The 25,640-nt window shown below is 40.7% G+C and carries 22 protein-coding genes and 1 tRNA gene; 3 read left to right on the top strand and 20 right to left on the bottom strand.

Features of this window, described 5'->3' with window-relative positions:
- Positions 1-193: 193 nt before the first annotated feature.
- Positions 194-2,497, bottom strand: coding sequence for an EAL domain-containing protein (locus WAA20_RS07395; protein WP_073385086.1), 2,304 nt, complete (start codon positions 2,495-2,497; stop codon positions 194-196).
- A gap of 30 nt (positions 2,498-2,527) precedes the next feature.
- Positions 2,528-2,800 carry a late competence development ComFB family protein gene (locus WAA20_RS07390; protein WP_073385084.1) on the bottom strand — a complete coding sequence of 91 codons (273 nt, stop codon included), beginning with the start codon at positions 2,798-2,800 and terminating at the stop codon, positions 2,528-2,530.
- 222 nt (positions 2,801-3,022) lie between these two features.
- Here WAA20_RS07390 and WAA20_RS07385 point away from each other — a divergent pair, with 222 nt between their 5' ends.
- On the top strand, positions 3,023-3,406 hold the full coding sequence (locus WAA20_RS07385) for a hypothetical protein (protein WP_073385083.1): 384 nt from the start codon (positions 3,023-3,025) through the stop codon (positions 3,404-3,406).
- A 74-nt stretch (positions 3,407-3,480) separates the two neighbouring features.
- On the opposite strand, the gene WAA20_RS07380 is transcribed toward WAA20_RS07385, so the two are convergent.
- Positions 3,481-4,842, bottom strand: coding sequence for an SPFH domain-containing protein (locus WAA20_RS07380; protein ID WP_073385081.1), 1,362 nt, complete (start codon positions 4,840-4,842; stop codon positions 3,481-3,483).
- Positions 4,843-5,198: 356 nt separating this feature from the next.
- Between WAA20_RS07380 and WAA20_RS07375 the strand changes: the two genes are divergently transcribed.
- Positions 5,199-6,569 carry an MATE family efflux transporter gene (locus WAA20_RS07375; protein ID WP_073385080.1) on the top strand — a complete coding sequence of 457 codons (1,371 nt, stop codon included), beginning with the start codon at positions 5,199-5,201 and terminating at the stop codon, positions 6,567-6,569.
- Positions 6,570-6,649: 80 nt separating this feature from the next.
- Here WAA20_RS07375 and WAA20_RS07370 read toward each other — a convergent pair whose 3' ends face one another.
- Both WAA20_RS07370 and WAA20_RS07365 read right to left on the bottom strand, forming a co-directional pair.
- Positions 6,650-7,228: an ATP-binding cassette domain-containing protein gene (locus WAA20_RS07370; protein ID WP_073385078.1), complete on the bottom strand. Its 579-nt coding sequence runs from the start codon at positions 7,226-7,228 to the stop codon at positions 6,650-6,652.
- 7 nt (positions 7,229-7,235) lie between these two features.
- Positions 7,236-7,385, bottom strand: a complete 150-nt coding sequence (locus tag WAA20_RS07365; RefSeq protein ID WP_167562644.1) for a hypothetical protein — start codon at positions 7,383-7,385, stop codon at positions 7,236-7,238.
- 132 nt (positions 7,386-7,517) lie between these two features.
- On the opposite strand from WAA20_RS07365, the gene WAA20_RS07360 reads away from it, so the two are divergent.
- Positions 7,518-7,601 (top strand) — tRNA-Leu (locus WAA20_RS07360).
- A 174-nt stretch (positions 7,602-7,775) separates the two neighbouring features.
- Here the strand turns inward: WAA20_RS07360 and WAA20_RS07355 are convergent.
- The 15 genes from WAA20_RS07355 to rny form a co-directional block, all read right to left on the bottom strand.
- Positions 7,776-9,797 carry a serine/threonine-protein kinase gene (locus WAA20_RS07355; RefSeq protein ID WP_073385077.1) on the bottom strand — a complete coding sequence of 674 codons (2,022 nt, stop codon included), beginning with the start codon at positions 9,795-9,797 and terminating at the stop codon, positions 7,776-7,778.
- 31 nt (positions 9,798-9,828) lie between these two features.
- Positions 9,829-10,380: an FHA domain-containing protein gene (locus WAA20_RS07350; protein WP_073385075.1), complete on the bottom strand. Its 552-nt coding sequence runs from the start codon at positions 10,378-10,380 to the stop codon at positions 9,829-9,831.
- Positions 10,377-10,649 carry a hypothetical protein gene (locus WAA20_RS07345; protein WP_073385074.1) on the bottom strand — a complete coding sequence of 91 codons (273 nt, stop codon included), beginning with the start codon at positions 10,647-10,649 and terminating at the stop codon, positions 10,377-10,379. Before WAA20_RS07345 ends, WAA20_RS07350 begins: the two co-directional genes overlap by 4 nt.
- Positions 10,650-10,665: 16 nt before the next feature.
- Complete coding sequence (locus WAA20_RS07340; RefSeq protein WP_073385072.1) at positions 10,666-10,869, bottom strand: hypothetical protein; 204 nt, start codon at positions 10,867-10,869, stop codon at positions 10,666-10,668.
- A 10-nt stretch (positions 10,870-10,879) separates the two neighbouring features.
- Entirely contained in the window at positions 10,880-11,122 is a 243-nt protein-coding gene (locus WAA20_RS07335) for a hypothetical protein (protein WP_073385071.1), read from the bottom strand.
- Entirely contained in the window at positions 11,119-11,511 is a 393-nt protein-coding gene (locus WAA20_RS07330; RefSeq protein ID WP_073385070.1) for a hypothetical protein, read from the bottom strand. The genes WAA20_RS07335 and WAA20_RS07330 overlap by 4 nt, the downstream gene beginning before the upstream one ends.
- A gap of 8 nt (positions 11,512-11,519) precedes the next feature.
- Complete coding sequence (locus WAA20_RS07325; RefSeq protein WP_073385068.1) at positions 11,520-11,768, bottom strand: hypothetical protein; 249 nt, start codon at positions 11,766-11,768, stop codon at positions 11,520-11,522.
- Complete coding sequence (locus tag WAA20_RS07320) at positions 11,765-12,562, bottom strand: hypothetical protein (RefSeq protein ID WP_073385067.1); 798 nt, start codon at positions 12,560-12,562, stop codon at positions 11,765-11,767. Before WAA20_RS07320 ends, WAA20_RS07325 begins: the two co-directional genes overlap by 4 nt.
- Entirely contained in the window at positions 12,543-13,265 is a 723-nt protein-coding gene (locus WAA20_RS07315) for a LytTR family DNA-binding domain-containing protein (protein ID WP_073385065.1), read from the bottom strand. Before WAA20_RS07315 ends, WAA20_RS07320 begins: the two co-directional genes overlap by 20 nt.
- A gap of 54 nt (positions 13,266-13,319) precedes the next feature.
- A complete protein-coding gene (locus tag WAA20_RS07310; RefSeq protein WP_073385064.1) occupies positions 13,320-18,065 on the bottom strand; it encodes an FtsK/SpoIIIE domain-containing protein in 4,746 nt (1,581 codons plus the stop codon).
- Between the two features lie 36 nt (positions 18,066-18,101).
- Complete coding sequence (locus WAA20_RS07305; RefSeq protein ID WP_073385062.1) at positions 18,102-19,805, bottom strand: GGDEF domain-containing phosphodiesterase; 1,704 nt, start codon at positions 19,803-19,805, stop codon at positions 18,102-18,104.
- 38 nt (positions 19,806-19,843) lie between these two features.
- Positions 19,844-21,487 carry a putative manganese-dependent inorganic diphosphatase gene (locus WAA20_RS07300; RefSeq protein WP_073385061.1) on the bottom strand — a complete coding sequence of 548 codons (1,644 nt, stop codon included), beginning with the start codon at positions 21,485-21,487 and terminating at the stop codon, positions 19,844-19,846.
- Between the two features lie 151 nt (positions 21,488-21,638).
- On the bottom strand, positions 21,639-23,324 hold the full coding sequence (locus WAA20_RS07295) for an RsmB/NOP family class I SAM-dependent RNA methyltransferase (RefSeq protein ID WP_073385060.1): 1,686 nt from the start codon (positions 23,322-23,324) through the stop codon (positions 21,639-21,641).
- An 83-nt stretch (positions 23,325-23,407) separates the two neighbouring features.
- Entirely contained in the window at positions 23,408-23,776 is a 369-nt protein-coding gene (locus WAA20_RS07290; protein ID WP_073385058.1) for a metal-dependent transcriptional regulator, read from the bottom strand.
- A gap of 270 nt (positions 23,777-24,046) precedes the next feature.
- Positions 24,047-25,606: a ribonuclease Y gene (gene rny, locus WAA20_RS07285; protein WP_073385057.1), complete on the bottom strand. Its 1,560-nt coding sequence runs from the start codon at positions 25,604-25,606 to the stop codon at positions 24,047-24,049.
- Positions 25,607-25,640 lie beyond the last annotated feature (34 nt).

Here is a 25,640-nt window from a genome sequence, read left to right as displayed (position 1 = left end):
CTTTGGTTTTAATGCTGTACACAATCGGGGCACAGGGTTGTCATTACTAGATTTATGAGTTTCCTTCATTAAAACCACCTCCTTCACCATGAAATAGAGCCGAAATTGTGCTTCGGCTATCTGATAATAACACAATTTCGGCCAAATGTATCCACATTTTTTTCGATTTTTTCAAAAAATTTTTTCAATTTGATCAATGAACATTATCGCGATATTTATCTTCGAATTCGCCCACAGGAAGAGGCTTTGAATAATAATATCCCTGGAAAATATCGCATCCAAGCTCAAGCAGGAATTTAACCTGACCATCGTATTCTACTCCTTCTGTGATAACCTGCATATTCAGCTCATGAGCAAGGCTGATGACAGATTCAAGGATCTTCTTACTTCTCTGCTCATTTTCTGTCTCATGAAGGAATTCCATATCGATCTTCAGAATATCAGCAGGCATGTCTTTGAGAAGACTAAGGGATGAATATCCGCTACCAAAGTCATCAATTTCAAAATCAAAACCAAACTTATGAAGCTTACCTATAAGAGTAAGCTGCCTTGTTGGTTCTATCATAAGGGCTGTCTCTGTTATTTCCAGTTTAAGCTTCGAAGGCGATATATCGTACTTATTAACAAGTCCTGTAAATTCCTTGAATATATCAACATAGTAAAAATCCTTTGGTGAAATATTTACTGATATATTCAGCTTTTCAAACGGAGTTCCTTTCCAGGCAGCGAGCTGTCTTGCTGCAAGATCCCAGACATGAAGATCCAGTTTATAAAGGCATCCTGTCTTTTCTAGTATTTCTATAAAAGCACCAGGTGCCAGTATTCCGCGCTTTGGATCATTCCATCTTACCAAAGCTTCTGCACCTATTACTTCGCCTGTATCCTTAACCTGAGGCTGAAGGAATATTACAAACTCCTCATTTTCAATGGCATGTTCCAGCTGATTAGCAACCTGTCTGTCACGAAGGATATCAGACATCATCTTGTCATCATATGTGACTATCATGTTGCCGGGCTCTTCACGTATGGTACTGATGGCCATATTGGCCCTGTCGCACATAAGTGAAACTTCCATTTCTGGATTGGTGATGTTATAGATTCCACAATGGATCGTCATGATGTAATAAGAGCTCGCGATCAGCTTGGATACTTCTTCCAGCTGTTTAAGCAGATTAGCCTTATTAAATCTTTCCCTTGTAGTGAGCACAGCAAACTGATCTGCTACAATACGGGCTGTGCAGTCTTTCATATTACTTCCGGAAGCTATCATTGATGCTATCTTCTGGATTATGTCGTTACCTTTATCAAATCCGAACAGGTCATTGATTATCTTGAAGTCTCTAACATTAGTACAAACGATGATATAGTCATTTCTTGGCTCTTTTGTGAGGATTTCTTTAACGTTCTCATAAAAACCCTCTTTATTAAGAAGTCCTGTCAGATCATCATGTGTAAGCTTATAGTGCTCAAGCTGCAGTGCGTTCTGTTCAGCGGTGTGATCCGTCAAGCTATAGAAACCGCCTATGATATTTCCTTTCTTGTCTCTAAGAACGCCGCCGTCTATCTGGATAAATTTGCTTCCAAGGTCTTTGGACGGTATTTCTTCTATCCATCTGTCATATATCTTGTTTTGACCATCTCTTTTTTCAATAAACTCTTCTATCTTGTTCCTAAGCCCAGTCAGATCTTCCGAGCGTATATTAAGGAGTTCGAAAGTAACTTCATTAACAAGTGCAAGGTTTCCGTCATTATCGAAGGCCACAAGACCGCTGCTCTGCCTTTTTAGAGTTTCCTCCATAGTCCTGATCTTGATCTTCTCAGGAACATAGTAGTTCATTATGTAGAAGCAGACTAATACCATAAGCGAGCTCATAAGCATTACGACAGGAACCGGCATATCCAGATAGAAATTCGCAGCAAATACAGTTTCCATCACAACGAACAGGACAAGAATAGCCACATAGCGAATCTTATAAATTCCTTTTGATGTGAAAACTCTTTTTATAGTGGGAACTAAAAATCCAAGGGTAATAATAAGGCATACAACGTAATGAAAATATGCCATTTCATGATTGGTTACCTTTATTCCAAGATCAAGAAATCTACGAGGTCTTCCCTCTATGGCTTCAACAGAAAATACCCACTTGTTCCAAATATTTGAAATAAGGAGCAGAGCATCAACAACAACAAAACCTCTTATCAATACATCAACGACTCTGGTTTCATCAGAACTATAAATATACTTGACAAAGAGCTTGTAGAAAAAGAAGAACTCTATCATGATCAGGATGTAGTAAAAAGACTCAGCGATCATTATAACCGATTCATCCTTGGTGCATGCAATAGCTATATTCGCTACGACTGCAAGCATAAGCGAAAAGAGCGCAAGAATCGGGTATATTCTATAGAGCTTGTGCATCCTTTGAATGACTACTACAAGTATAAAATCAAATATAAATATTAGTAAAAGGCATATAAGAGCCACTGAATTTACCATACTGATCTCCACGTCACGAACAATGAGTTTTTAATTCTTTGGATGTCTCGGATTTTGAGATATTATGTTTGTTGCTTTGACAATTTCCTGAACAACCATAGCATCATATTGCTTGTTCTGAGCTTCCATATTGAGGAAGATCGCACCCTTTTCTGAAGAAGTATACTTTGGAGGCAGGTGATTAAGAGTAAGATTGGCAATATCCTGCTTGCACTCATCACAGGTGCATATATTCGGAAACATACCAAGAACCGTATCCAGCCTGTCAAGAACTATTTTTTCCATATAGTTTGTTAGCTGCATAATCCAACCTCACGTAAACTACTTATCATTGATGTTTTCCAGTGACATTTCAAAACAACATTTCCCGTAACTTTATCGTCATTTTTTCGCATTTTATTAAGTCTTTAGTAAAATAGCTTTTATTATCCGCCGATATACCTATTGAAAAGGATAAAACGTAAGATTAATCGCAGGATATAGTTCTATGTACCTGTATTTTCAATGTCGCAAGGAGGTTTTTACATGAAAACACGTGATATTATAAATGCTTTTATTAGTGACCTGGCTGGTAATGATGTTAAATTCTCTTATAACGGCCCCGATATGCTTATAGCTGAATATCAGTCCGGATTCGACCTCTATGATATCGATCCCGACTCTCTTGAACGTGTTACCAAAAGTGTAAATACCGTCTTTCCCAGTATGGGGCAACTTGTGATACGCTTCAATTCTTTTGGAGAGCTTACACCGATTCTTCAGGTAAACTATCCTTTATCTGATGAGGAAAAAGGCGATAAAACGCTCCTTAAGCAAAGCATTAAAAATTTAAATTCAAAAGCATATTCTATACTTGGGAAGATCAAGAAATTTGAAAAGATAGATTCTATTTGGAATGGGGAATATTAAAATTACTAATACCATCAAAAAGCCGGAGCATTCAAGCTCCGGCTTATATTATGCAAATATTTAATTCTGCCTTATCATCTTACGATATCCTCTTCACCGAATGGATCGCCGCATTCAGGACAGAATTTTGGTGGATTTGCAGGATCTTCAGGCTCCCATCCACACTTGTCACACTTGTATGTAAGAGCGCCTTCAGGCTTCTTCTCACCACATTCCTGACAGAACTTGCCCTGATTTACTTTACCGCACTTAGGGCATGTCCAGCCAAGCTGTACATCTTCAGGTTTCTTCTCACCACAGTTCTGACAGAACTTACCAACGTTCTCAGTTCCGCACTTAGCACATTTCCATGTGTTAGCATTTTTGGGCTGCATTGTAGCTGCACCAAAACCGCCATCTGCTGCTGTGTTGTAGTTATTAGCAGGTGCCTGTCCATAATTACCCTGGAAATTGTTCATAGCGCCCATGCCTGCATTCTGAGCCATGTTCATGCCCATGAAGCCCATCATAGCACCGTTAGTGTTCTTAGCAGCATCTCTCATAGCATCTGCTGTAGCACCAACCATAGTAGCCTGTGCCATACCAGGATCTCTGTTAACTGCAGATTTCTGGATATCCTTGATCATCTTCTCATCTTCTTCAGAAGCCTTTACAGAAGATACACCGAAGGAAGCGATCTCGATACCGCGCTGATTTCTCCACTTGGATGAAAGCTCCTCGTTAAGAGCCTGAGCAATTTCTGCTGTGTGTCCAGGTATTGCAGAATATCTTACGCCCATGCCTGAAATCTTAGCAAATGCAGGCTGAAGAGCTGTAAGAAGCTCTGACTTAAGCTGTGAATCGATCTGTGATCTGTTGTAATCAGCAGAAACGTTACCACATACATTAGTGTAGAAAAGAATAGGATCGATGATCTTGTAGCTGTACTCACCAAAGCACTTGATAGAGATATCAACATCAAGACCAACGTTCTGGTCTACTACTCTGAATGGAACAGCATTAGCTGTACCATATTTGTTACCCATAATTTCTTTTGTATTGAAATAATATACTCTCTGATCCTTAGGAGCTTCGCCGCCAAATGTAAATCTCTTACCAATGCTTGCGAATGTTGCTCCAATGCCTTCTCCAAGGCTTCCTGAGAAGATTGATGCCTCTGTAGAAGCGTCATATGTGAATTCACCAGGTTCTGCACAAAGCTCAACGACCTTGCCCTGATCTACGATGATCATACACTGACCGTCTGCAACTGCAATAACTGAACCTGTTGTAATGATATTATCACTACCTTTTGTATTGGATGAACGTCCTGATACTCTCTTATGTCCTTTAGTTACGAGAACATCGTTCGGAATTGATTCACAATAGAAATACTCTTTCCAGGAATCGGCAAGAACGCCACCTGCTGCCCCTGTAATCGCTTTAATAAGACCCATTAGAATTTCCTCCTTTTAATTCCACGTTAGCAATATTACTTTGCCGCATCTGTATAACATTATAGCAAAGAGAATTTATTTTTTCACTACTAATTTAAGGACTTCTCCCCATCTAATAAGGCAAAAATCGCAATTTAAACTTACTATTTTTTCAAAATTACCATTTGGATAAAAATAATAAAAATCTATGCTCAAGGTATTTACTATATTTCAAACATTTACGATATTCCATATATAAAATCATCATCTTCTTGTTGCTATTTTAAGCTAATAAAAACTATAATAATCTAGGTGTCTGAGTCTGAAATCTTTTTTCAAACTATGGCACCTATATATATGTTAAAGGAAAAAATGTTATGGAAAAAAATGTTCAAAACCCTTTGGGAAGTAAGAAAATCTCATCACTTCTGAAAGAATTCGCCATACCAAGTATCATTGCCATGCTTGTTGGCTCTCTTTATAACGTTGTCGATCAGCTCTTTATAGGCCAGAAGATCGGCGAACTGGGTAATGCTGCAACCACTGTTGTATTCCCGCTTGTTCCTGCCTGCATCGCATGCGCTCTTTTATTCGGAATAGGCGGAGCTTCAAACTTCAATCTTTCAATGGGAAGAGGCGAAAAAGACGGTGCCAAATATTTCATTGGAAATGCCGCTTTTATGGCCTTTTTCACAGGTACGGTATTAGCTCTGTTCGTAGAGATCACCTGCAAAGATCTTTTGATATTCTTTGCAGCTTCTGAAAATGTATTTCCGCTTGCCAAGAGCTATTTAAGAGTTACTGCAATAGGATTTCCTTTCCTTATCTTTTCATCCTGTGCAACTCACGTAATAAGAGCTGATGGAAGTCCAAAATATTCAATGAAGATGAACCTTACAGGTGCTATAACCAATATCATTCTTGACTATATTTTCATCTTCATATTCGGATGGGGAATGTTCGGCGCAGGATTCGCTACCATCATCGGACAGATCATATCTGCAGTCATGGGTGCTGTGTACCTTACAAGATACAAAACAGTAAAGCTTGATGTATCATCTTTTATTCCAAGAGCTTCTGTTATCATGAAAATAATGTCTCTTGGCGCTGCTAACTGTTTCAACCAGCTTGCCATGATGCTTCTTGCGATCGTTCTTAACAAGAGTCTTAAACATTATGGAAGTCTGTCAGAATACGGTTCAGATATCCCGCTTGCAGTATCAGGCGTATCCTTAAAAAGCATGCAGATGATCATGTCATTTGTTATAGGTCTTTCACAGGGACTTCAGCCCATAGCAAGTTTTAACTATGGTGCAAAGCAGTTTAAAAGAGTTAAAGAAGCTTTGTTTGGCGCTTTAAAAGCCGGTGCTGTAATCAGTATCGTTGGATTTCTTTTGTTCCAGATATTCCCGCACCAGCTGATAGCACTGTTTGGAAGCGGTTCTGAGAAATACTTTGAATTTGGCGTTAAGTACATCAGAATATACTATCTGTTCTTGTTTACTTATTTCATACAGCCTATAATTTCAAATTTCTTCTCAGCTATAGGTAAACCTATAAAAGGTATATTCCTTTCACTTACAAGACAGGTAATATTCCTTCTGCCGCTCCTTTTGATTCTTCCAAGATTCTTCGGAATCGACGGAATACTATACGCAGGAGCAGCTACAGACTTCATTGCTGCAACAGTATGTACGATCATGGGGCTTCTAGAGATCAATAAACCTCAGTATTCAGCCAAAGAATAAATAAAAACTTTGATACTAAATTCAGTTTTGTTTAGTATCAAAGTTTTTTTATTTTCAATGATTTATGTTCTAAATTGTATTTACAATCTGAAATTCTTATATGCTTCAAGTCCTTCCATAGTCCTCTGGGCATATACGATTCCCTTATGTCCTGCTGCCTCTTTGATGAAGTTTATGGCTTCTTTTCTCTTCTCCGGAGTAAGTCCCCTGAAGGGTTCGTCCATGATAAGCACATCCGAAGGAATGCAGCAGGCTCTGACTATACATATAAGTCTTCTGATATCTCCTGGAAGATTCATTACAGGAATTCCCAGATACTCTTCCGGAATCAGAAGCTTAAGCTCATCTCCGGCTCTTTTTTCAGAATATCTGTTGTTTACTAATACGATATTTTCTTCTGCGGAAAAATACTCACACAATCTGTCTTCCTGAAATACAACACCTGCATTTACCCTGTCGTATTTATAATCTCCAAGGAGTGATACATGTCCCTTATCAGGTCTTCTAAGACCAAGTACTACATCTATAAGAGCTGACTTACCACTTCCTTCGTCTCCTGTGAGAGCCCAGGTATCATCAGAACTTATCTCCCATGTAACATTATCAAGAACGGTCTTTCCGCCTATATTAACCGTTATATTCTTAGCTTCAATAGTCATTGTGTTTTTAATCCTTCTTATTTGGTAAAGTTTTGTCTAAAAGCCTTTTCTTATACAGATTCGGAAACATTGCCGGCAGATATATATACTTAACTCTGGTCATGAATGATAAATGATATATGTCAGCCATCTCTATCATCTTTGGATCTACTTTCATGTTGTCATCTCCTTAAACTCGAATTTCAAAACGCACTGAAAATGCGTATTTTGGTAATCTACATCCAAAAAGTCATGTAAAATACTTCTTGCGTGATATGCTCCAATATGCTATTATTATGGAGTTGCAAACGCCGGTGTGTCGGAATTGGCAGACGAGGCAGACTCAAAATCTGTTTGGGGCAACTCAGTGCGGGTTCAAGTCCCGCCACCGGCATTATTTAAGGAACTGCAGGATGCAGTTCCTTTTTTGTTGCACAAGACCGGCAAGCGAATGGATGCTTGCATACAAATTCATTTGCCGGTTGTAAGAACATGGAGCACGAAGTGCGGAATGTTCGTGTGCGAAATCGAGTAGGAGTCAGCCTACTCGATTATATGTATTATCTCTTTATGAAATACCCAGACTCCAGATATATCCCCATTTATAGGCCCAGGTTATCGAATCACCGCTTTGGATCCTCTCTCTGGTATCAGCAAAGCGCTTAGCTTCTGCTCCATCAAGCTCAGCCTTTTCACCATAGGAATAATCCACATTCATAGTAACTGTCATCTCATCGAATCTGTATTTTTCATATCCGAAATGTTTGTTAGAAGTCTCGGCAAGACTATCAAGATCAAAGCCCAGCAAAGTAATACTAATACGCTTGAGCTCAAAGCTTTCACTGTCAAAATAAGCTGTGATATTTCCCTTGGGAACCAGACCGTAGAGCTTGATATACTCTTCCGGAAGCCAGTCATAAATGTTTAGTTCATTGACCATCTCCAGAACTATCTTGGAACTAAGCTCGCCACTTACTGTATAGCAGGACTTTCCATTGAGTTTGGACATGTCTTCTGAGAGCTGCATACCACCATTTAAACAGGACGTACTCAGGAACATTGGTACCATGAACGATTCATACCCGTTATCAATCGAATAATTATTGGCATCACGCTTACCAAGCTTATATGTATCCCCTTTGACATGATCCATTATCATATAAGCTATATAACCCTCATCTACTGTACTGGTATTCTTTAAATAAATGCTGTCATCCTGACCAGACCATACTTCTACTGTTTCTTCATTTTTATAGCTTTCGGGATAATCACTGTAACTGCTATTGTATGCCCTGTATTCAACAGCAGTTTTGATCGTTACCTTGACATTTTCACTTTCAGTAAGATTATTGCCGCTTTCTTCTATGAGATAAGATGATGTGATCTTGGGAGCCTGTTTACTTCTTACAAACATAAGCACAGCGCAGATACAGATCAAAACGCACATAGCCGCTGCAATAAGACCTATTATTGTTTTCCTGAGCCTTACCTTCTTACCGGTGTTATTTACAGTACTATTTACGGCCTTATTAGAACCGGATACATCGACCATTCCGGTGAAACCTTCTGCCATATGTGCTTCTATCTGTTCCTTCAGGTTCAAAAGCTGCTCAGATCTTGCAACCGGAACTCTAAGTTCCATCTCGTCCGCAAGCTGCTTCATAGATCTTGTTCTAAGTTTGGGATTCAGAACAAGCCCATGCATAAGGGCATTCTCCTGATCTTCAAGGATAACAGCGCCAAGCGCTGAGGGCTTTTCAAGCTGATCATCTCCTACTCTGTCATCGGCGCTGCAGGGATTAACTCCAGTCAGCATATAATAAAAAGTTGCGCAGAACGAATAAACATCTGACCATGGGCCAGATGGCATCCCTTTCTGATACTGCTCTATAGGAGAATATCCCTGGCGCAGAACAAGGATCTCATCATCTTCTTCGACCTTATCAAAACGGCTTGCAGAGCCAAAATCAAGAAGTTTTGCTCTTCCATCCGGAAGAACCATAATATTGGACGGACTTATATCACGATGAACAAGCCCTCTCTCATGTATATGTTCAAGGACTTTGATAACCGGACTAAGCATCTTATAACAAAAATCGAAATCAACGTCCGGATTACGCTTACGGAACTGCTCAAGAGTCATTCCCTCGAGATATTCCATAACTATATATACTGTATTGTTCTGATTGAAAATATCACTGACTCTGACAACACCCGGGTCATCTGCAAAATCGCCAAGTGTACGCGCCTCCAGAAGGCACTTGCTCATTTCGTGATCGTAGACAGATTTTTTAGATGGATTGATTAAAACTACATTACCAGATTCGTTTGAATCCCTTTTTACAAGGCGATCCGGATAGAATTCCTTGATCGCAACCTTCATATCAAGGCGCAGATCACAGCAGCTATAGGTAATGCCGAATCCGCCCTGTCCTATAGCTGCTCCTATATAGTATCTATCCTGCAGAACTGTTCCGATCTGCAGCATATATTCATTGTTCTTAACGTTAACGTCTTTACCGCAAAAACCACAATGTGCAAAGTCATCAGGTATCATTTCCTGACAATGCGGACATCTGATAACCCCCATTTATGCCTTCCTCCAACAACTGCGATGTAATTCAGGCAAATTTCACACTAAGCCTGATATTACCTACTATTATTTCTGTCCCCGAGTAGATCGCAGCGCTTTCTTCAATTTTCTGGCCATTAACTATAACCGGATTAGTCTTGCTCTTATTCTCGATATATGTCTTACTTCCGGAAGGATAAATGCGGCAGTGAACGCCTGACACTGTATCATCATAATCAAGACATACCTGATTGCTCTTATCAAATCCGATAGAAACACCTGCATCTGTCAGCGGCATTTCAAATTTGACCTCTGGTCTGTCCATATCGCCTATCCAAAGCTTACATGGTGCATCAAACAAAAGCATTGTATCACCTGATGCCCTATCGCCTATCTCAACAAACTTAGTACGATGAACATTATCTGTTGCCATTACCTTCTTACCACTACCACTTTTTGGTACATTGGCATTAACAGCGTTATTATTACTTTTTGTATTAGAATTATTCTTGATATATACCAGTAAAACTACAATAAATGCTATAAGAAGCACTATTATAGCAACCAGAACATACCAGTATTTCTGAGCTATTACCATCATTTTGAAGTCCTTTCACTCTTAGACAGAAGATATCTCATCTGTTCTGCAAGCTTGACTGTTTTATCAAGGTCATCTTTTAAAGAGTCAATTACAACATCTTCCTTAACGCGGAACATGTCTGCTTCTTCGCCCTTCCATGAATCAAATGTCTTTTCATCACTTTCTTCAAGAACATATAATACATCCTTTTTGAGAGAATCAGCAAGTTCTTCAAACTTCATTGCTCTGTCTTTCAAAAGTTCAGGAGTGATCGAATTTTTATCAGCCATACAAACACCTCTATTTTCAGTCTAAAAGATCAGAATCGAATACTTCTGTCTTAGCACTTGTCTTTGTAACTTCAGGAAACTTGGCAGCATAATCCTGTGCTTCATCAATGATATCTGCAAAAATATCCTGATGCACATCTGCACTCTCGCTTCTCCAGTAACCATTCATACTGTTTACTGTATTTTTTAATTCTTCTATTTCTTTTTTCATATTACTCATAGACTATTACTTAATCTCCTTGTACGTTGATAGAAGAAATCACATCACGAACTTCGTTCTGCATTCTTTTGTAATTATCAGCAGCAAAACGTATGCAGCGGCTGTACTCTTCAAGTCCTGCTACAACATTATCTCCCTGCTGCTTAAGGCCTTCAGGTTCGTCTTTTCGTAAATTCTGTATTCTTGTAAGATGCTCAGAAACCGAACGTGAATCACGTACGAGCTGATCTATATCTACAACTATTCTGCTCAATTGTCTTCTCCTCCTATATTCTGAAGCTTGTCACCACGAACAATACGTTCATAGGAAGAACGAAGAGGCTCAAGATCATTGAGGATTCCAAGTTCTCTTCCCTTGATGATAAAGCCTGTGCCGTCTGAATGATCAGCAATAAGCTTCTCTCCATCTTCGTAAATTCTGGATATGCTATGAAGCGCGATTCCTGTCTGTCTTATCATCAGAATATCCTTAATGAGACATGCATTTATTTCGCGTGCCATAGTGCAAATATCATCGAGACCATCATAGGTTTCAAGTTCCTTGATAAGTCTTTGAAGTTCCAGTGATCTGTTTTCCAGCTTCTTACAGATTTTTACTCTGCTGTCAGCTGCTTCTTTTAAGATATCTGTATCTACTCTCATATAAACTCCTAAAACAACATAAGGCGCTCTGCGCTACGTACCCCTTGCTCGGAAAGCGTTCTGTTTTTTTTCAAAATACTGTTCTGTGTCACTGAGCAAAGCATGAGATCATCATCTTCTCCCAGCATTTCACACTGTTCCTTCTGGCACAGGATATCTTTGATCTCTGTTATAAGTTCAAGAACGCTCTTGGACTCATCCAGACTGAACTGATAATGTCTGTCAAGCGACACAACCTGCAAATCTACAAGTATCATATATTTGCCCACATCTTTTCGTAAACCGGCCATACTTCCATTCCTTCATCATCTGAAAGAATATCTCCTGCCGGGCACTCAATGCACCACTCACCATATCTTCCGCGAAGCAGCATACTGTACTTGGTCATCTGGCCATCGCTTCCTCTCATGTATGACATGGCAAATACCGGAGTAAGTCCTGAACTCTTGCCGGCATCTTCCATCCATGCTTCAAGATCCACGAGATCCATTCTTCTTACAGCTCTTAAATTCTCGCGTTCAATATCTTCAGGATCTACGGCCCTTACATAATCGTTGGTTGCCTCTTCTGACTCCGGAAGATTCTCTTCAAGATCAAATGTTGATCTGATCCACTCTTCAAAATAATCCTTGTCAAAAGAAGTAAGTCTGATCCTGTCTTCTCTGTGGCTGTCAGCTTCTACTAATGTCACTTTGGTATTAGAGAAGTAAATGAATTTCTGATCCATCTCTTTATCATGTGGAACCAGAAGTATTACTCTATCTGCAGCAACAAGAGGTTCCAGAAATTCCATAGCCTCCTCTGATGGATGTATATCATCAGAGCTCATTGCTTCTTCTTTTTTATCTTCATCAAGTACATCTTCATTTACAGGAACTTCAAGAAGTCCGTCTCTTGCAAGTCTGAATGCACTTGAAAGCATCTGAAGATCATCTATTTCGTTTGCCTTTGGCAGAGCAAGTGTACATATTCTGTCCTTTTTCGCAGATAAAAGAAGGACCGAAAGATCAAGTCTGCTCATTATATATCCGCTATTCATTCTCAATTCCATACTCTTTGACTTCCTTCTTATATGTTCTTGAAACAGGTACCTGGTCACCGTTCTTCATTAAGATGTAATTCTCTGCCAATACGATGCTGTCTACGTGGAGCATATTGATCACATAACTTCTGTGGCATCTCATAAAATGCTTTGGAAGTTTGGAGATAAGCTCATCCAGTGTGCCATATATACCGTATTCCTGATCCTTGATCCTTATAAATACCTTCTTATCTCTTGCTTCCATATAATCGATAAGATCAAGCTGAAGATACTTCTGAGCGTGTCCTGTATAGACGCTTATCATCTGACCTCTTGTCTTGGACAACTTGTCAGCAATAAGCTCAAAGGACTCATCAAGGACCTTCTTAAGACCTTCCTCTTCATATGGTTTAAGTACAAGTGCGTCAGGAGCTACACCTGCTCTGACATAAAGCATGGGATTAGTTCTTCCTGAAGCAAACAGCAAAAGGAATGCAGAAGGGTTCCTTTTCCTAAGCTCCAGAAGCTGGTTGCCGGCTCCTTTGACCATAGTGTCCCAGGCAATAAAGTCATGCTTATTAACTGCCTCGACTCTCTCGATAGCATCGGAAAGGAATTCTGTATAGCAGTAATCCCAATAGTCATCTGTATATCTTGCCGCATAAGACGGAACAAGCTCTTTTAACAGACGAGTTTCCAATTTACTTTCCATCAATGAAAGATAATAAATCATTTTTACCTCATTTATTATTAACGTATTATTTCAGCATCAGCTGTGATCCACCTCTTAAGCAAGCGGAATCACAACCTGTACTGAACCCTTATCACTATATGATGATGTTACACCGCTTCCAGGCTTTCCGGCTGCTGTAAGCTTCCTGTATGGTATTCCATCAAATCTGAGTATGCTCTGAGCATCAGCCATACCACCAAGATGTATACCATTTTTGTAGGAAACAAATGATTCGTATACCGAAAGTCCGGCAGCATCTATCCTCTTTTCATCGTCATATGCCGCAAAGAAGTAAATATCTAAAAGGTTACCCTTCTCAAAGAGATTGGTAATAGCACCTGCCAGATTGTGTGTTGCTCCTTCGGGGCCATGCATCATCTGTGCAAAACTTACAAGGTCATCAATAAAAACAAAGATAGGTTTACTTGTATTTCTGATCTCGCCAAGTATCTCTTCATCGCTCCTGCCTTCGCCCTTAAGTTTTGTCTTAACAGCGTTTCTTTCCTTAAAAGCAGGAATGATATTTGTAAGCCACTCGACAGCTTCATTAACATCTGTTACATATCCAAAGCCCATGTTTTCAGCATCGCTCTTAAGCTCTTTCCTTCCGGAGGTCTCAAATACTGTAACTTCCATAGGAGCTTTCATAAGGCATGTCCTTAACAGGATACGTATAAGATTAGTCTTTCCACTTCTAGGCCTGCCGCTGATCAGATATAAATATGTCATATCAAGGTCTATACTCTCGATACGTGCACTTGTAATATTATAACCGATAGGAAGCAATCCTGCATCAACATTTACCAATGATTCCTTAAACAAATTCCATGTCGGCTTGTCAGGAATAAACGGTATAGCCATCGCCTTAGGTCCATCATAAGAACCAGTCTGCATTTTAAGGACGTCTCGGATTGCTTCTGATCTTGAAAGCTCATCTCCACTGCATGCAAGCGCTGTCTGGAATTCGAGGGTATGGCCTGATGATAATATAAGACCTCTTCCTGCGATTCCACCCTGAGGAGTGATCTCGATCTGGGAAGTTCTGAGAACATCCATATATCCGATCTTATCTGCCATCTGGAGGCAAAAGATATTTCGAATACTGTCAGACATACGTCCCGGAATATCCCTTATTCCAAATCCGCTTCCAGAGATCAGAAGGTAGATTCCAACTGAAGCACACTCTCTTGCTATCTGCATAAGAGCATCATCGTATGCACCTTCTGTCTTCTCGCGGAATGAAGCCATATCGTCTATTACAAGTATGATCGCAGGATCCTTGAATCCCTTTTCAGATCTTACCGCATCAAAGCCTGCTCCCACATATTCCTTTCTTCTCCTTGCGATCTCATCCTGGATCATGCAGATAAGATTAGGAATTCGCTGGGAATCAGAATCATATACTACTCCACCTGTATGAGCATCATCTTCAAATACCTCAAACATTCTTCCGCCAAAGTCAAGAATATAAGCATTGAGCATTGAAGGTGCATAGCTCTGATAAAGAGAATATATGACTGTCTGTAAAAATGTACTTCTGCCGCTGAGCGTCATACCGCAAACCGCTGTATTACCGCCTCTTGAGAAGTTAATGATAAGCGGCATCTGATACTGGTTAACAGGATCATCAATAAGACCTGCATAAGTCTTGATATCTGCGTTATTTGAAACTCTGGGCCATCTGCCATTATGCCATGTTGATCCTTTATACCCGTCAAGCTCAGGAAGTGAGAGCTGGGATGGCAGTTCAGGAAGCCACAATGGCGTATTACTGTGAAGTTTAAGCTTTTTAGCTGTATCGATAATATACTCAATAACAGTCTCAAGCTGGGACTTCTCTCTTCTCTGAGGAAGTCTTATATTCTCCATCTCAGATCTTTCAATGATCCTGTCTGCAAGAACATCGCCATCATTAATAAGCTCCGGCTCCTGACTAAGTATCTCATCACGGAGTCTTACAAAGTTAAGGTAGAGCATATCTTCGTATGCTGTTCCGCTTCGAAGTCCCCTGTCCTTAACAAGCCCAAGTATGAACTCATGACGAAGAGCAGCCTTACGACGGCTTTCGAGATAGTTACCAATAAGACCTTCACGACCTGTATTAGTAAGGAGTCTGGCAGTGATCTTGTGATTACTTCCATCTCTGTCGTAGGCCTGGCCTGTATATCCTGACTGGAACTCTTTATAAAGTTCATCGCTTCCAACCTGAAGGATAGCTCGTCCTGTATTTGACAAGAAGGCTGCATCAGACTTATGAAGCATCTCGATACTGTCCTTCTGGTCCTGAACACGAAGACATATCCTGAACTTGGAGTTACTCCAGATATTATCATCTACTGTTCCTGACGGCTTCTGGGTAGCCAGAACAAGGTGTACACCAAGGCTTCGACCGATCTGAGCGACACTGATAAGCTCACGCATAAAATCAGGCTCTTCAGCTTTGAGCTGGGCAAATTCGTCAATGATTATGAGAAGATGCGGAAGCGGAACCTTGGTCTCGCCATTTTTATAAAGCCTTGTATACGCATCAATATTATTAACACCGCTTTCTATGAAAAGACGCTGTCTTCTGCGGTTCTCACTCTTTATAGCCACCATGGCGCGGCGAACAAGAGGACCTGACAGATTGGAAATCTGTCCTGCAACATGCGGAAGCTTTGCAAAAGCATTACCCATTCCGCCGCCCTTATAATCGATAAGGAAAAAGGCTATATCTTCAGGGCTGTATTCTACTGCGAGTGAAAGTATCCAGGTCTGAAGAAGCTCAGACTTACCACTACCTGTAGTTCCTGCAATAAGGCCGTGAGGTCCATGATACTTTTCATGAAGGTCAAGTATACATGGGCGTCCACCTGCTATCTGACCTATGCAGCCTCTGATACCTTCATAGGTTCTGTTTCTGCGCCATCTATCTTCAATGTGAAGGTCTTCAGGGGCCATCACACCGTACATATCAAAAAAGCTGACTTCATCAGGAATCTCACCGCCGCCGCCTTCATTATCTACAACAACAGTAGAAAGAGTTCCGGAAAGTTCATATAAGATCTCGGGACTTATACTATCGAATTCGATCTCGCAACCGTTACTTTTACCTTCGCGAATATAGTACATTCCCTTGAAATCATTATCATTTTCAATTACAAGGTTGCAGGCATTAGGAAGGTCTGCAACATCCTCAGCCATAAGAAGCGTGGTTACAAACGGTGCATTCTCATGATCAAAAAGGTACTTGGTTATAAGCTCTCCTTCAAGAAGAGACTGATCCTCTACTATTACCACATAGTGAGGGTGGTCTTTCTCAGGATTCTTGGAATATTCTCTGAATACAGAGGTAAGATCATAGCATACGTCGCTGATCTCCTCCTGTTCAAAGGCAATATATCTTCTCTTTCTGTCTTCAGACCATACGTGCGGGAACCAAAGTCCGAAGGACCAGGAATCATTATTGCCTGAAATATCATTAGCTGTAAGGAAAGCAAGCTTTACATCTGTATAGCAGTTCTGAGTAGTGATCTGGGCTATAAGATCATAAACGATCTGATAAGAGCCTCTTTTACCATTGCCGCCAACTATACCAATCAGATTCTCGCTTGCAAGGTCAACACATACAGGCACATCTTCAAGCATCCTGTACTTCTTGGCTATATCAAGACATCTTTTATCAAGCTCATCATCATAAAAGACATTATCGCTTTCAGGAAGCTCTATCTTCATCTGAAGCGGAATAGTGCCTTTACCGATCCTGTGATACAGAAAGTCCTTATGAGTTGTATTTCTACTCCAGAGATTATCAGGAAGGCCTTTTCTGCAATCGCAGGCTTCCTGTGCACTTGGATATCTGTCATTTAGGATCTTTCTGTTTCCTTCACTGCTTGATGCGATCTTCTCTTCCATCACATCAAGATAATCCGAGTAATCATTACGGATACGCTTTATCTCTTTTGAAACTCTGGTATGAGGAATTACTGAATCATTAGCGATCATATGCGCATTAGAAGGAAGATGCTTTAAGATGATCTCATCAGAAAAAAGCCTGTCCATATTACGTGGTGGTCTGTGATAGACAACCTTGTAATTATCAGACATTCCAAAAGAATCCCTTACCTGCTGATCAGCCAAAAAGCCATTAGCTTCATCCGACTTGCATTTGATCTGGGAAAGCATACCTGACAAAACGGTATAAGAAGTCTGATCTATAGCAAGAACATCTCCTGCATAGACCATGTAAAGTCCCCATATATTGATCCTGTCGCCAAATAAAAGCTTTCTGGAACCATGTATAGCAATATCATTAATAAATGTTCCATTAGTACTCTTATCTGTCAGTATCCATCCGCCGTCATTGATATCAGCTTCCATTACTGCATGAACAGAGGATATAACCTCTCTTTCTGATATAAGAAAAGAATACTTGATATCACATTCATCTGAGCTTCCAACCGAAAGCTTGACTATGTTATTAAGGTCATACTTTTTATAGGCAATAAAGGGCTTTTCTTTTTCCCTGACCATGACAGCAAGACGTTCGCCGTATCTGGTACGCAAAGAAAGGCTATCGCCCTCTTTCAGGTCGCAGCCGTCGTAATTATCTATCTGGCATAACGGAAGCTTTAATTGATTCACTTCATCTGAAGATAAAAATCTCCAGCTTCCCCCTATATTTTCCAAAAGAACCGCTACATCTTCTTCAATTCGAAACTTCCTGCTCTCTATTCGAAGCGCAAGCCTCTTATTAGAGCCAGCCGGAAGTACGAATTCTTTAAAAGCACTTTTGGAATATATCGTGATAACTATACTCATATCTTATCCTGCATATCCAATAATGTGTTTTAGCGTTTATTTTCTTTTCTTAGCCCATGTGACCTCATAACGTCCTCTGTCGAGAACTTTACTAAAATCATCATAGCAAAGAGGTTTATCAAAAAGGAATCCCTGAGCTCTGCTGCATCCAAGTCTAAGAAGAAAATCTACCTGCTCACACTTATCAACTCCCTCAGTAATGACCTTAAGTCTTAACATACGGGCCATAGCGATAACAGAACCAACGATAGCTTCATCTTCTCTTGTAAGATCAGCCCTGTCGATAAAGGATTTATCGATCTTGATCTCACTGACAGGATATTCACGGATAACGGATAATGATGAATAGCCTGTTCCAAAGTCATCAATAGAAGTAGAGATATCGTTATCTCTCATCTGCCTAAGGAATGAAAGCAGTCTTTCCTGCTCATCGGAATAAGCTGTCTCCGTCACCTCAATAATGATCTCATCCTTGTCAATGCCGTATTTATCTATAATATCAGTAATCCTTGAAGAAATATTGGGTATCTCCAGATCTCTCTTTGAAAAATTAACAGAGATCGGAACTACAGTCTTGCCTTCCCTCTTTCTTTCTTCAAGCATCTGGCAAACCTGTCTTAATATATAAAAATCAAGCTCACTGATCCTTGTAGACTTCTCAAGTATCGGAACGAAAGCATCAGGTGCCAGCATCGTTCCTCCATAATTCCATCTTACAAGAGCTTCTGCACCTACTACCTCACCCGTTTCAAGATTAACCTTAGGCTGATAATAAGTAGTAATGTCGCCATTATTGATAGCACTTGTAAGTCCGTCATATATCTGTTTGTCAAAAAAGATCTCATCCATGATCTCAGGTGTAAGCCATACGACATTCTTACGTTTTCTTCTTGCGTAATTAAGCGCCGCACCAGGCTGACCTATTATTTCTCCTGGATGATGTATCTTCCTTGCTTCAAGATCAAATACACCAATTGTAGCTCTTATGATAACAGGTATCTTCTTTCCCTTGTATACACCATATGTCTCAATTGCTTTTATCTGGTTAAGGAAATACTCTGCTCTGTTCTTCTTTATAAAAGCAACAAAGTTATCACCGCCAAGATGACCTACTTCCTCACCTTCATCGATTCTCTTTTTAAGTTCTCTTCCATAGCGTTTGAGAATTGCATCAACTTCTTTTTCACTGAATTCGTAATTGAGAAGACCAAAACCACGCAGATTAAAATAAAAAGACGTGTAGTCATCGTACGAACTCTTTTTGACATGAGCTATAACTCTTGCCATATAGCCCGCCTGATTGGGAAGCCCTGTGACTTTTTGGGTAATGTAAGCCTTTTGAAGTCCTTTCCCAAGGTACATTCTCTCTACATGTATATACATTTCAGAAAGAAAAGCTTTAAGATGCTCTGCTTCCTCCTCTGTAAAGTGTCCATCTTCTGCTGTTGATGTACACAAAAAACAGATATTATTGTCAGCAGGCCCAAAAGAAAATTTCTCCTGATAATCAGATAATATCGCTTCCCTGTCCTTGATAAACAAAGGACGGGAAACGATCTTCTTCTCCAGGATATAATTGTTTTCCCCCGGTATTAATGTTGCTTCTAATACTACTTTCCCCAATGGCAACCAGTTCGATACTATTCCAAAAGCTTCCTGTGAGATCTTTGTAGAATTCTCATTCTTCAATAAAACCTCAGAAAACTCCTGATATATCCTGTTGCTTACTACCTCTTTCAAAATTACCTTCATCCTTTCCCGATAAGCTTCCAGTTATATTACCCTTCGAGGGTATCAACAATTGTCGGAAGAAACTGTTTCTTACGGGACACTACGCCTTGAAGATATGCTCCTTTATTTCTTGTTTCAACTGAAAATCCGTTTTCTATTATTGTTTCCGCTCCATTACCTGCAAACACAACATCCGACGATTCCTTTAATATGTTGGTCAGCAGGAAGAAAATCATATCAATACCGTCCGCCTTAAGAGTCTTATCCAGCTCCGGTATGACTTTCTGCTTGATCTCGCCAAGTTCTTCAGCACTCATGGAATTGATCTGTCCGATGCCGATGGTCTTGTTATCAACTGTAAATTTCTTGAAATCCTGATGAATGATCTCAGGAACAGTCTTAGATCCAAGATTACTTCCGGCATGGAACATTTCCATGGCAAAAGCTTCTGCATCAACGCCGGCTATCTTTGAAAGCTCAGCACCTGCATTTCTGTCAATCTGAGTACATGTAGGGCTTCTGTACATAAGAGTATCAGACAGTATAGCAGCCATAAGAAGGCCTGCTGTCTGAGGATCTATATCAACCTGATTCTCTTTATACATAAGGTATACGATAGTAGAAGTAGAACCAAGTGGCTGATTTCTGAAAAATACAGGTGAAGATGTAGAGATCGTTCCGAGTCTGTGGTGATCGATGATCTCTAAAAGCTCTGCAGACTCTATACCGTGTACTGCCTGATTCTTTTCATTATGATCGACAAGTATGAGCTGTTTCTTCCTTGCACCCAGGAAGTTACGACGTGAGATCATACCTATGTACTTGTCATCTTCATCAAGTACAGGGAAATAACGGTGACGCTCCTGCGCCATTACTTCCTGTATATCTTCTATATAGTCATCCATGTGGAAGGAAACAAGTCCCTCGCTCTTCATGAAATGCTCGATAGGCATACTACTGTTGACAAGTCTTGATGCCGTGAATGTATCATGTGGCGTTGTAATGATACGGCAGTTATGGGCAACAGCCTGTTTCTGAATTGTCTGCGCAACTTCTGCACCGTCACATACGATGATGCAGTCTGCATCCATTTCAAGAGCACAAAGCTGGGTCTCGTAACGGTTACCAAGAATAACAACGTCACCTGAATCGATGATATTCTCCATAACCTCAGGGCTCGCAGCAGCAACTACTACTTTACCCTTTTCAACGTTGCCGTTTTCATCACCAACGATCATCTTACCATCAAGGGTCTTAACGATGTTTCTGTAAGATGTCTTGGCATCCGACAGAATATCTGAATCATAAACATCCATGTAAGATGTAACGATATCATTAGTCGTAATAATACCCTGGAGCTGATCATCCTTGGTAACACAAACTGTTACAACTCCGGCATTACGCATGATCTCCCATGCATCTTTAAGCGAAGTCTCTCCGGATGCACCCGACAGGTTTCTGATCTCCAGATCCTTGACCTGAGTTCTAACATCAGTAAGCATCTGGGGCTTATCTACTCCAAATCTGTCAAGAACATAACTTGTCTCTTCATTAAGATGTCCGGCTCTTCTTGGCTCGAAGGCTCTTCCGGTAACAATTGTTTTAAGCCTTGCATAAGCAATAGCTGCACAAACGCTGTCTGTATCAGGATTCTTGTGCCCGACAACAAATACAGGACGTTCTTCTTTCATAATAATATCCTCATGTTTATAATGGTCCATCCACTGAAATCCAGGACCGATCTATGTTTCTTTGTTTTTAAATATCTTCAGTCAATAATCCAGACTTATTATATCATAGATTTTCGTAAAAATTTTCGTAAAAATAACAACTTAATTGTTCTTAATCTGCATAATTTATCCTAAGGCCCTTAGGATAGTGGTTTTTGAGCCTTCTTCCGTCACTCTTAGCCCAGCCTATGCTGCAGCCATCCGCAGTAATAAGATACCAGGCATTTTCAAGACCGGCGCTAAGTGTAAGACCGGATGTAAAGTCCTTTATCTCCTGGCTGTCTGCCGGATAATCCGCGCTATGCTTCACATCTTCCATTCTTAGAAAAAGAGCCAGTGAATGAGAAGGTTCAAATCTGTCTTTTTTTATAGTTCCAAGATGAAGTCCGGGACGCATGACCTTAAGCCTGTCTGTTGAAGGCATAAGGGGCGGAGCCAGATATACATTATCTCCGAAAGTAAATAAAGTTCCGTAAAGTCTGGAAGAACCAGTCTCTGTCAAAACTTCGCCTGCAAATTCTTCCCAGAGCTTTGCTGCCATATCAAGAGCACTTCCGCCTCTGGAAGATCCTTTGAGATTTCTTCCGGCGTTTTTATCCATGGCTCTTCTGTCTTTGGCTTTGAGTTTCTTTTTGGTTTCCTTCTTTACTTCCGCTCCTGGCAGAGCATCTGCTGCTTCATTGCCGGTAATATCAGAAAGCCCCTTAAAGGAATCGGTATTATTGCTAGAGTCATTCTGCTCTTTTGCACTCATGTTCTTCTGCTCAATCTTAATACCTCGCTGGAATCCGCCTGGGCAGTAGGTTACAGGCTCAGCATCTGCATCTTTGGCTTCTGCCTCATTAACTCTTTCAAGGACTGCAAGGAAGTGACCTTCTCCCTTAAGGTGATGAGGCCATAGTCTTATGCAGCCGGATAACTGCTGTGAGATTTCCTGTGAAGGCTGATCGTGCCAGGTTCCTTCATCAGCACTGTCAATAAGTGCCCATTCTGGATTACCTCTGTCCATTCCTTCAAAGAGAGGTACTTCGCACACTTTAAACTCAGGATGCCTTAATAAGAACCTGTAGATAGTTCCCTCATCTTCATCAGGAGCAAATGTGCAGGTAGAATATACAAGCCTTCCATTTGGCGCCAGCATTGCCGCAGCATTATCAAGAATTCCGTCCTGCCTGTTCGCGCAGAGTCTGACATTATCAGGCGACCAGTTGGTTACAGCATCCTCATTTTTCCTGAACATACCTTCACCTGAACATGGTGCGTCGATCAGAATCCTGTCAAACCATCCTTCAAAGCGGGATGACAGATTCTCCGGAGTCTCATTTAAGACCATAGCATTAGAAATGCCCATTCTTTCTATGTTCTCAGAAAGGATCTTGGCTCTTCCTGCATTTATCTCATTAGAAATAAGTACTCCCCTACCCTGCATTCTTCCGGCTATCTGAGTACTCTTTCCTCCGGGAGCTGCGCACAGATCAAGGACTCTGTGACCAGGCTTTGGATCAAGGTAGGCAACCGGTGACATGGCACTTGGCTCCTGAATATAATAAAGGCCTGCCATGTGAAGCGCAGACTTACCCGGCTCGTCCTCGTCCTTGTACACAAAACCATTCTCTTCCCATAAGATGTCTTTGGTCTCATAAGGCAGCTTACCTTTAGCCTCATCCCTTCCGCCCTGGAGCTTTAGCGGATTAAGGCGAAGTGCCTTACTTCTCTCACATTCAAAAGAGACCAGAAACGCGTCGCATTCCTGGCCCAGCATGTATTTCATTCTATTTATGAACTTATCTGGGAGCATTTAAATCCTTCCGTAAATAAACCTTTTATCTTCATTCGGCACTAGTACTGCTTTGCCGGTACTTGTCCAAAGAATTGATCGGCTTATTTACTATTCTCCTTAATGTACTTCTTGATTCCAGCAAAGGTGCTGGCACTTATTATATGTTCGATCCTGCAGGCATCTGTTTCTGCGGTCTGCTCATCAACGCCGGCAGTGAGCATCAAAAACTTTGTAAGACTGGTGTGTCTGTCATATACATTCTTGGCTTTCTCTGTGCCAAGTTTTGTAAGGACAAGTTCTCCGTCCTCACCTACTGTCAGATATCCATCTTCCTTAAGGATACCTACAGCCCTTGATACACTTGGTCTGGAAAAATTAAGTTCGTTGGCCACATCTACAGAACGAACACTTCCATTTCTTTTCTTTAATATATATATGGTTTCGAGATAATCTTCCCCTGATTCGTGCATAATTAATGCCCCCTGTCTTTTATAATATATAAATAAATCATCAAAAATATGTTAGCATATACTAACCATCTTCACAAGGCAATAACAGCTCTTTATTCTAAAACATTTATAAAATGTGCGCAACTTCAAATCATCATAGAATCTATCATGAATTCAGAATATACCGTAACGAGTACAAGATCAAAACAACTATGCCATTAATTCAAAAAGAGCCGAAACAAGTTCGACTCTTTTATTGTTTTCATTTTAGGTTATGCAACTTCGCAAGCATCATTTTGCGAAATCTGTTGCTCTGCTCTCGCGGATGACATTGACTTTGATCTGTCCAGGGTATTCCATCTCAGCTTCAATCTTCTGAGAAATATCATGTGCCAGAATAACCATATCGGCATCTGTAACCTGATCCGGAACTACCATTACACGAACTTCACGTCCTGCCTGAATAGCATAAGAGCTTTCAACGCCCTTAAAGCTGTTAGTGATATCTTCAAGCTGTTTAAGTCTTGTGGTATATGTCTCCAGCGTCTCTCTTCTTGCACCAGGACGAGCTGCAGAAATAGCATCTGCTGCCTGTACCAGAACTGCAATCAGAGACTGAGGTTCAACATCACCATGGTGTGCCTCGACAGCATTGGTGATCAGAGCTGACTCCTTGTACTTGCGACAGATATCTGCACCCAGCTGTACGTGTGAGCCTTCCATTTCATGGTCAACGGCTTTACCGATGTCATGAAGAAGTCCTGCTCTCTTAGCGATACGGATGTCAAGGCCAAGCTCGCCTGCCATCAGACCGCACAACTGAGATACTTCAATCGAGTGTTTAAGAACATTCTGCCCATAACTTGTACGGAATTTAAGTCTTCCGAGAAGTTTGATGATTTCAGGGTGAAGTCCATGAACTCCAGCTTCCATTGATGCTGCTTCGCCTTCTTCTTTGATCTGAGTGGCAACTTCCTTCTTTGCCTTCTCAACCATTTCCTCAATTCTTGCAGGATGGATACGACCATCTACGATGAGTTTCTCAAGAGCAACTCTCGCAACTTCACGACGGATAGGATCAAAACCAGAAATAACGACAGCTTCAGGTGTATCATCAATGATAAGATCAACACCTGTCATGGTCTCGAGTGTACGAATATTACGACCCTCTCGTCCAATAATACGTCCTTTCATTTCGTCGCTTGGCAACTGAACAACTGAAATAGTAGATTCAGAGACATGGTCTGCGGCGCATCTTTGGATGGCTCCTATCACAATCTCCTTAGCCCTCTTATCAGCTTCTTCCTTAGCCTCGGCTTCGATGTTCTTGATCATGACTGCCGATTCATGCTTAACATCATCTTCAACGATCTTGAGTAAGTATTCTTTAGCCTGATCAGCTGTAAGTCCTGAGATCTTCTCAAGTTCCTTACGTCTCTCCTCATCAAGCTTCTGAATCTCCGCGGTCTTCTTTGTAAGATTTTCCTCGCGGGCACTCAGGCTCTGCTCTCTTCTTTCGATCGCTTCTGATCTCTTCTCGACATTCTCCTCTTTCTGCTGTATACGTCTCTCAGAGCGCTGAATTTCTGCTCTGCGGTCACGAACTTCTTTTTCCAGGTCATTCTTAGTCTTCAGGGACTCTTCCTTTACCTCAAGGAGTTTTTCACGTTTCGTATCTTCTGCAGATTTGAGGGCATCGTCAATGATCTTTCTTGCTCTTTCTTCAGCACTGCCGATCTTAGCTGCGTCATTTTTCTTATGACGTGCATTGTTAACGTTAACGGTAATGATGACAGAAAGTGCAGCTACTACTACTGCTATAATTACAACCGTAGTAATACTAATACTCATTACAGGAGCACCTCCTTATTCAGTTTTCATTGTA

Source organism: Butyrivibrio fibrisolvens (assembly GCF_037113525.1).
GTDB lineage: Bacteria > Bacillota > Clostridia > Lachnospirales > Lachnospiraceae > Butyrivibrio > Butyrivibrio fibrisolvens.
Note: the sequence above shows the minus strand (reverse complement) of the source record. Positions and strands in the feature narration are given on the sequence as shown.

Excerpts from the sequence above, each read along its gene's own strand:
- WAA20_RS07385 (WP_073385083.1), top strand. The coding sequence starts at position 3,023 with ATGAAAACACGTGATATTATAAATGCTTTTATTAGTGACCTGGCTGGT.
- WAA20_RS07290 (WP_073385058.1), bottom strand. The coding sequence starts at position 23,776 with ATGCACGAATCAGGGGAAGATTATCTCGAAACCATATATATATTAAAG.
- WAA20_RS07300 (WP_073385061.1), bottom strand. The coding sequence starts at position 21,487 with ATGAAAGAAGAACGTCCTGTATTTGTTGTCGGGCACAAGAATCCTGAT.
- WAA20_RS07320 (WP_073385067.1), bottom strand. The coding sequence starts at position 12,562 with ATGGAATTGAGAATGAATAGCGGATATATAATGAGCAGACTTGATCTT.
- WAA20_RS07295 (WP_073385060.1), bottom strand. The coding sequence starts at position 23,324 with ATGCTCCCAGATAAGTTCATAAATAGAATGAAATACATGCTGGGCCAG.
- WAA20_RS07380 (WP_073385081.1), bottom strand. The coding sequence starts at position 4,842 with ATGGGTCTTATTAAAGCGATTACAGGGGCAGCAGGTGGCGTTCTTGCC.
- WAA20_RS07355 (WP_073385077.1), bottom strand. The coding sequence starts at position 9,797 with ATGGGGGTTATCAGATGTCCGCATTGTCAGGAAATGATACCTGATGAC.
- WAA20_RS07365 (WP_167562644.1), bottom strand. The coding sequence starts at position 7,385 with ATGAAAGTAGATCCAAAGATGATAGAGATGGCTGACATATATCATTTA.
- WAA20_RS07340 (WP_073385072.1), bottom strand. The coding sequence starts at position 10,869 with ATGAGTAATATGAAAAAAGAAATAGAAGAATTAAAAAATACAGTAAAC.
- WAA20_RS07345 (WP_073385074.1), bottom strand. The coding sequence starts at position 10,649 with ATGGCTGATAAAAATTCGATCACTCCTGAACTTTTGAAAGACAGAGCA.
- WAA20_RS07375 (WP_073385080.1), top strand. The coding sequence starts at position 5,199 with ATGGAAAAAAATGTTCAAAACCCTTTGGGAAGTAAGAAAATCTCATCA.
- WAA20_RS07370 (WP_073385078.1), bottom strand. The coding sequence starts at position 7,228 with ATGACTATTGAAGCTAAGAATATAACGGTTAATATAGGCGGAAAGACC.
- rny (WP_073385057.1), bottom strand. The coding sequence starts at position 25,606 with ATGAGTATTAGTATTACTACGGTTGTAATTATAGCAGTAGTAGTAGCT.
- WAA20_RS07330 (WP_073385070.1), bottom strand. The coding sequence starts at position 11,511 with ATGAGAGTAGATACAGATATCTTAAAAGAAGCAGCTGACAGCAGAGTA.
- WAA20_RS07350 (WP_073385075.1), bottom strand. The coding sequence starts at position 10,380 with ATGATGGTAATAGCTCAGAAATACTGGTATGTTCTGGTTGCTATAATA.
- WAA20_RS07325 (WP_073385068.1), bottom strand. The coding sequence starts at position 11,768 with ATGATACTTGTAGATTTGCAGGTTGTGTCGCTTGACAGACATTATCAG.
- WAA20_RS07390 (WP_073385084.1), bottom strand. The coding sequence starts at position 2,800 with ATGCAGCTAACAAACTATATGGAAAAAATAGTTCTTGACAGGCTGGAT.
- WAA20_RS07315 (WP_073385065.1), bottom strand. The coding sequence starts at position 13,265 with ATGATTTATTATCTTTCATTGATGGAAAGTAAATTGGAAACTCGTCTG.
- WAA20_RS07395 (WP_073385086.1), bottom strand. The coding sequence starts at position 2,497 with ATGGTAAATTCAGTGGCTCTTATATGCCTTTTACTAATATTTATATTT.
- WAA20_RS07310 (WP_073385064.1), bottom strand. The coding sequence starts at position 18,065 with ATGAGTATAGTTATCACGATATATTCCAAAAGTGCTTTTAAAGAATTC.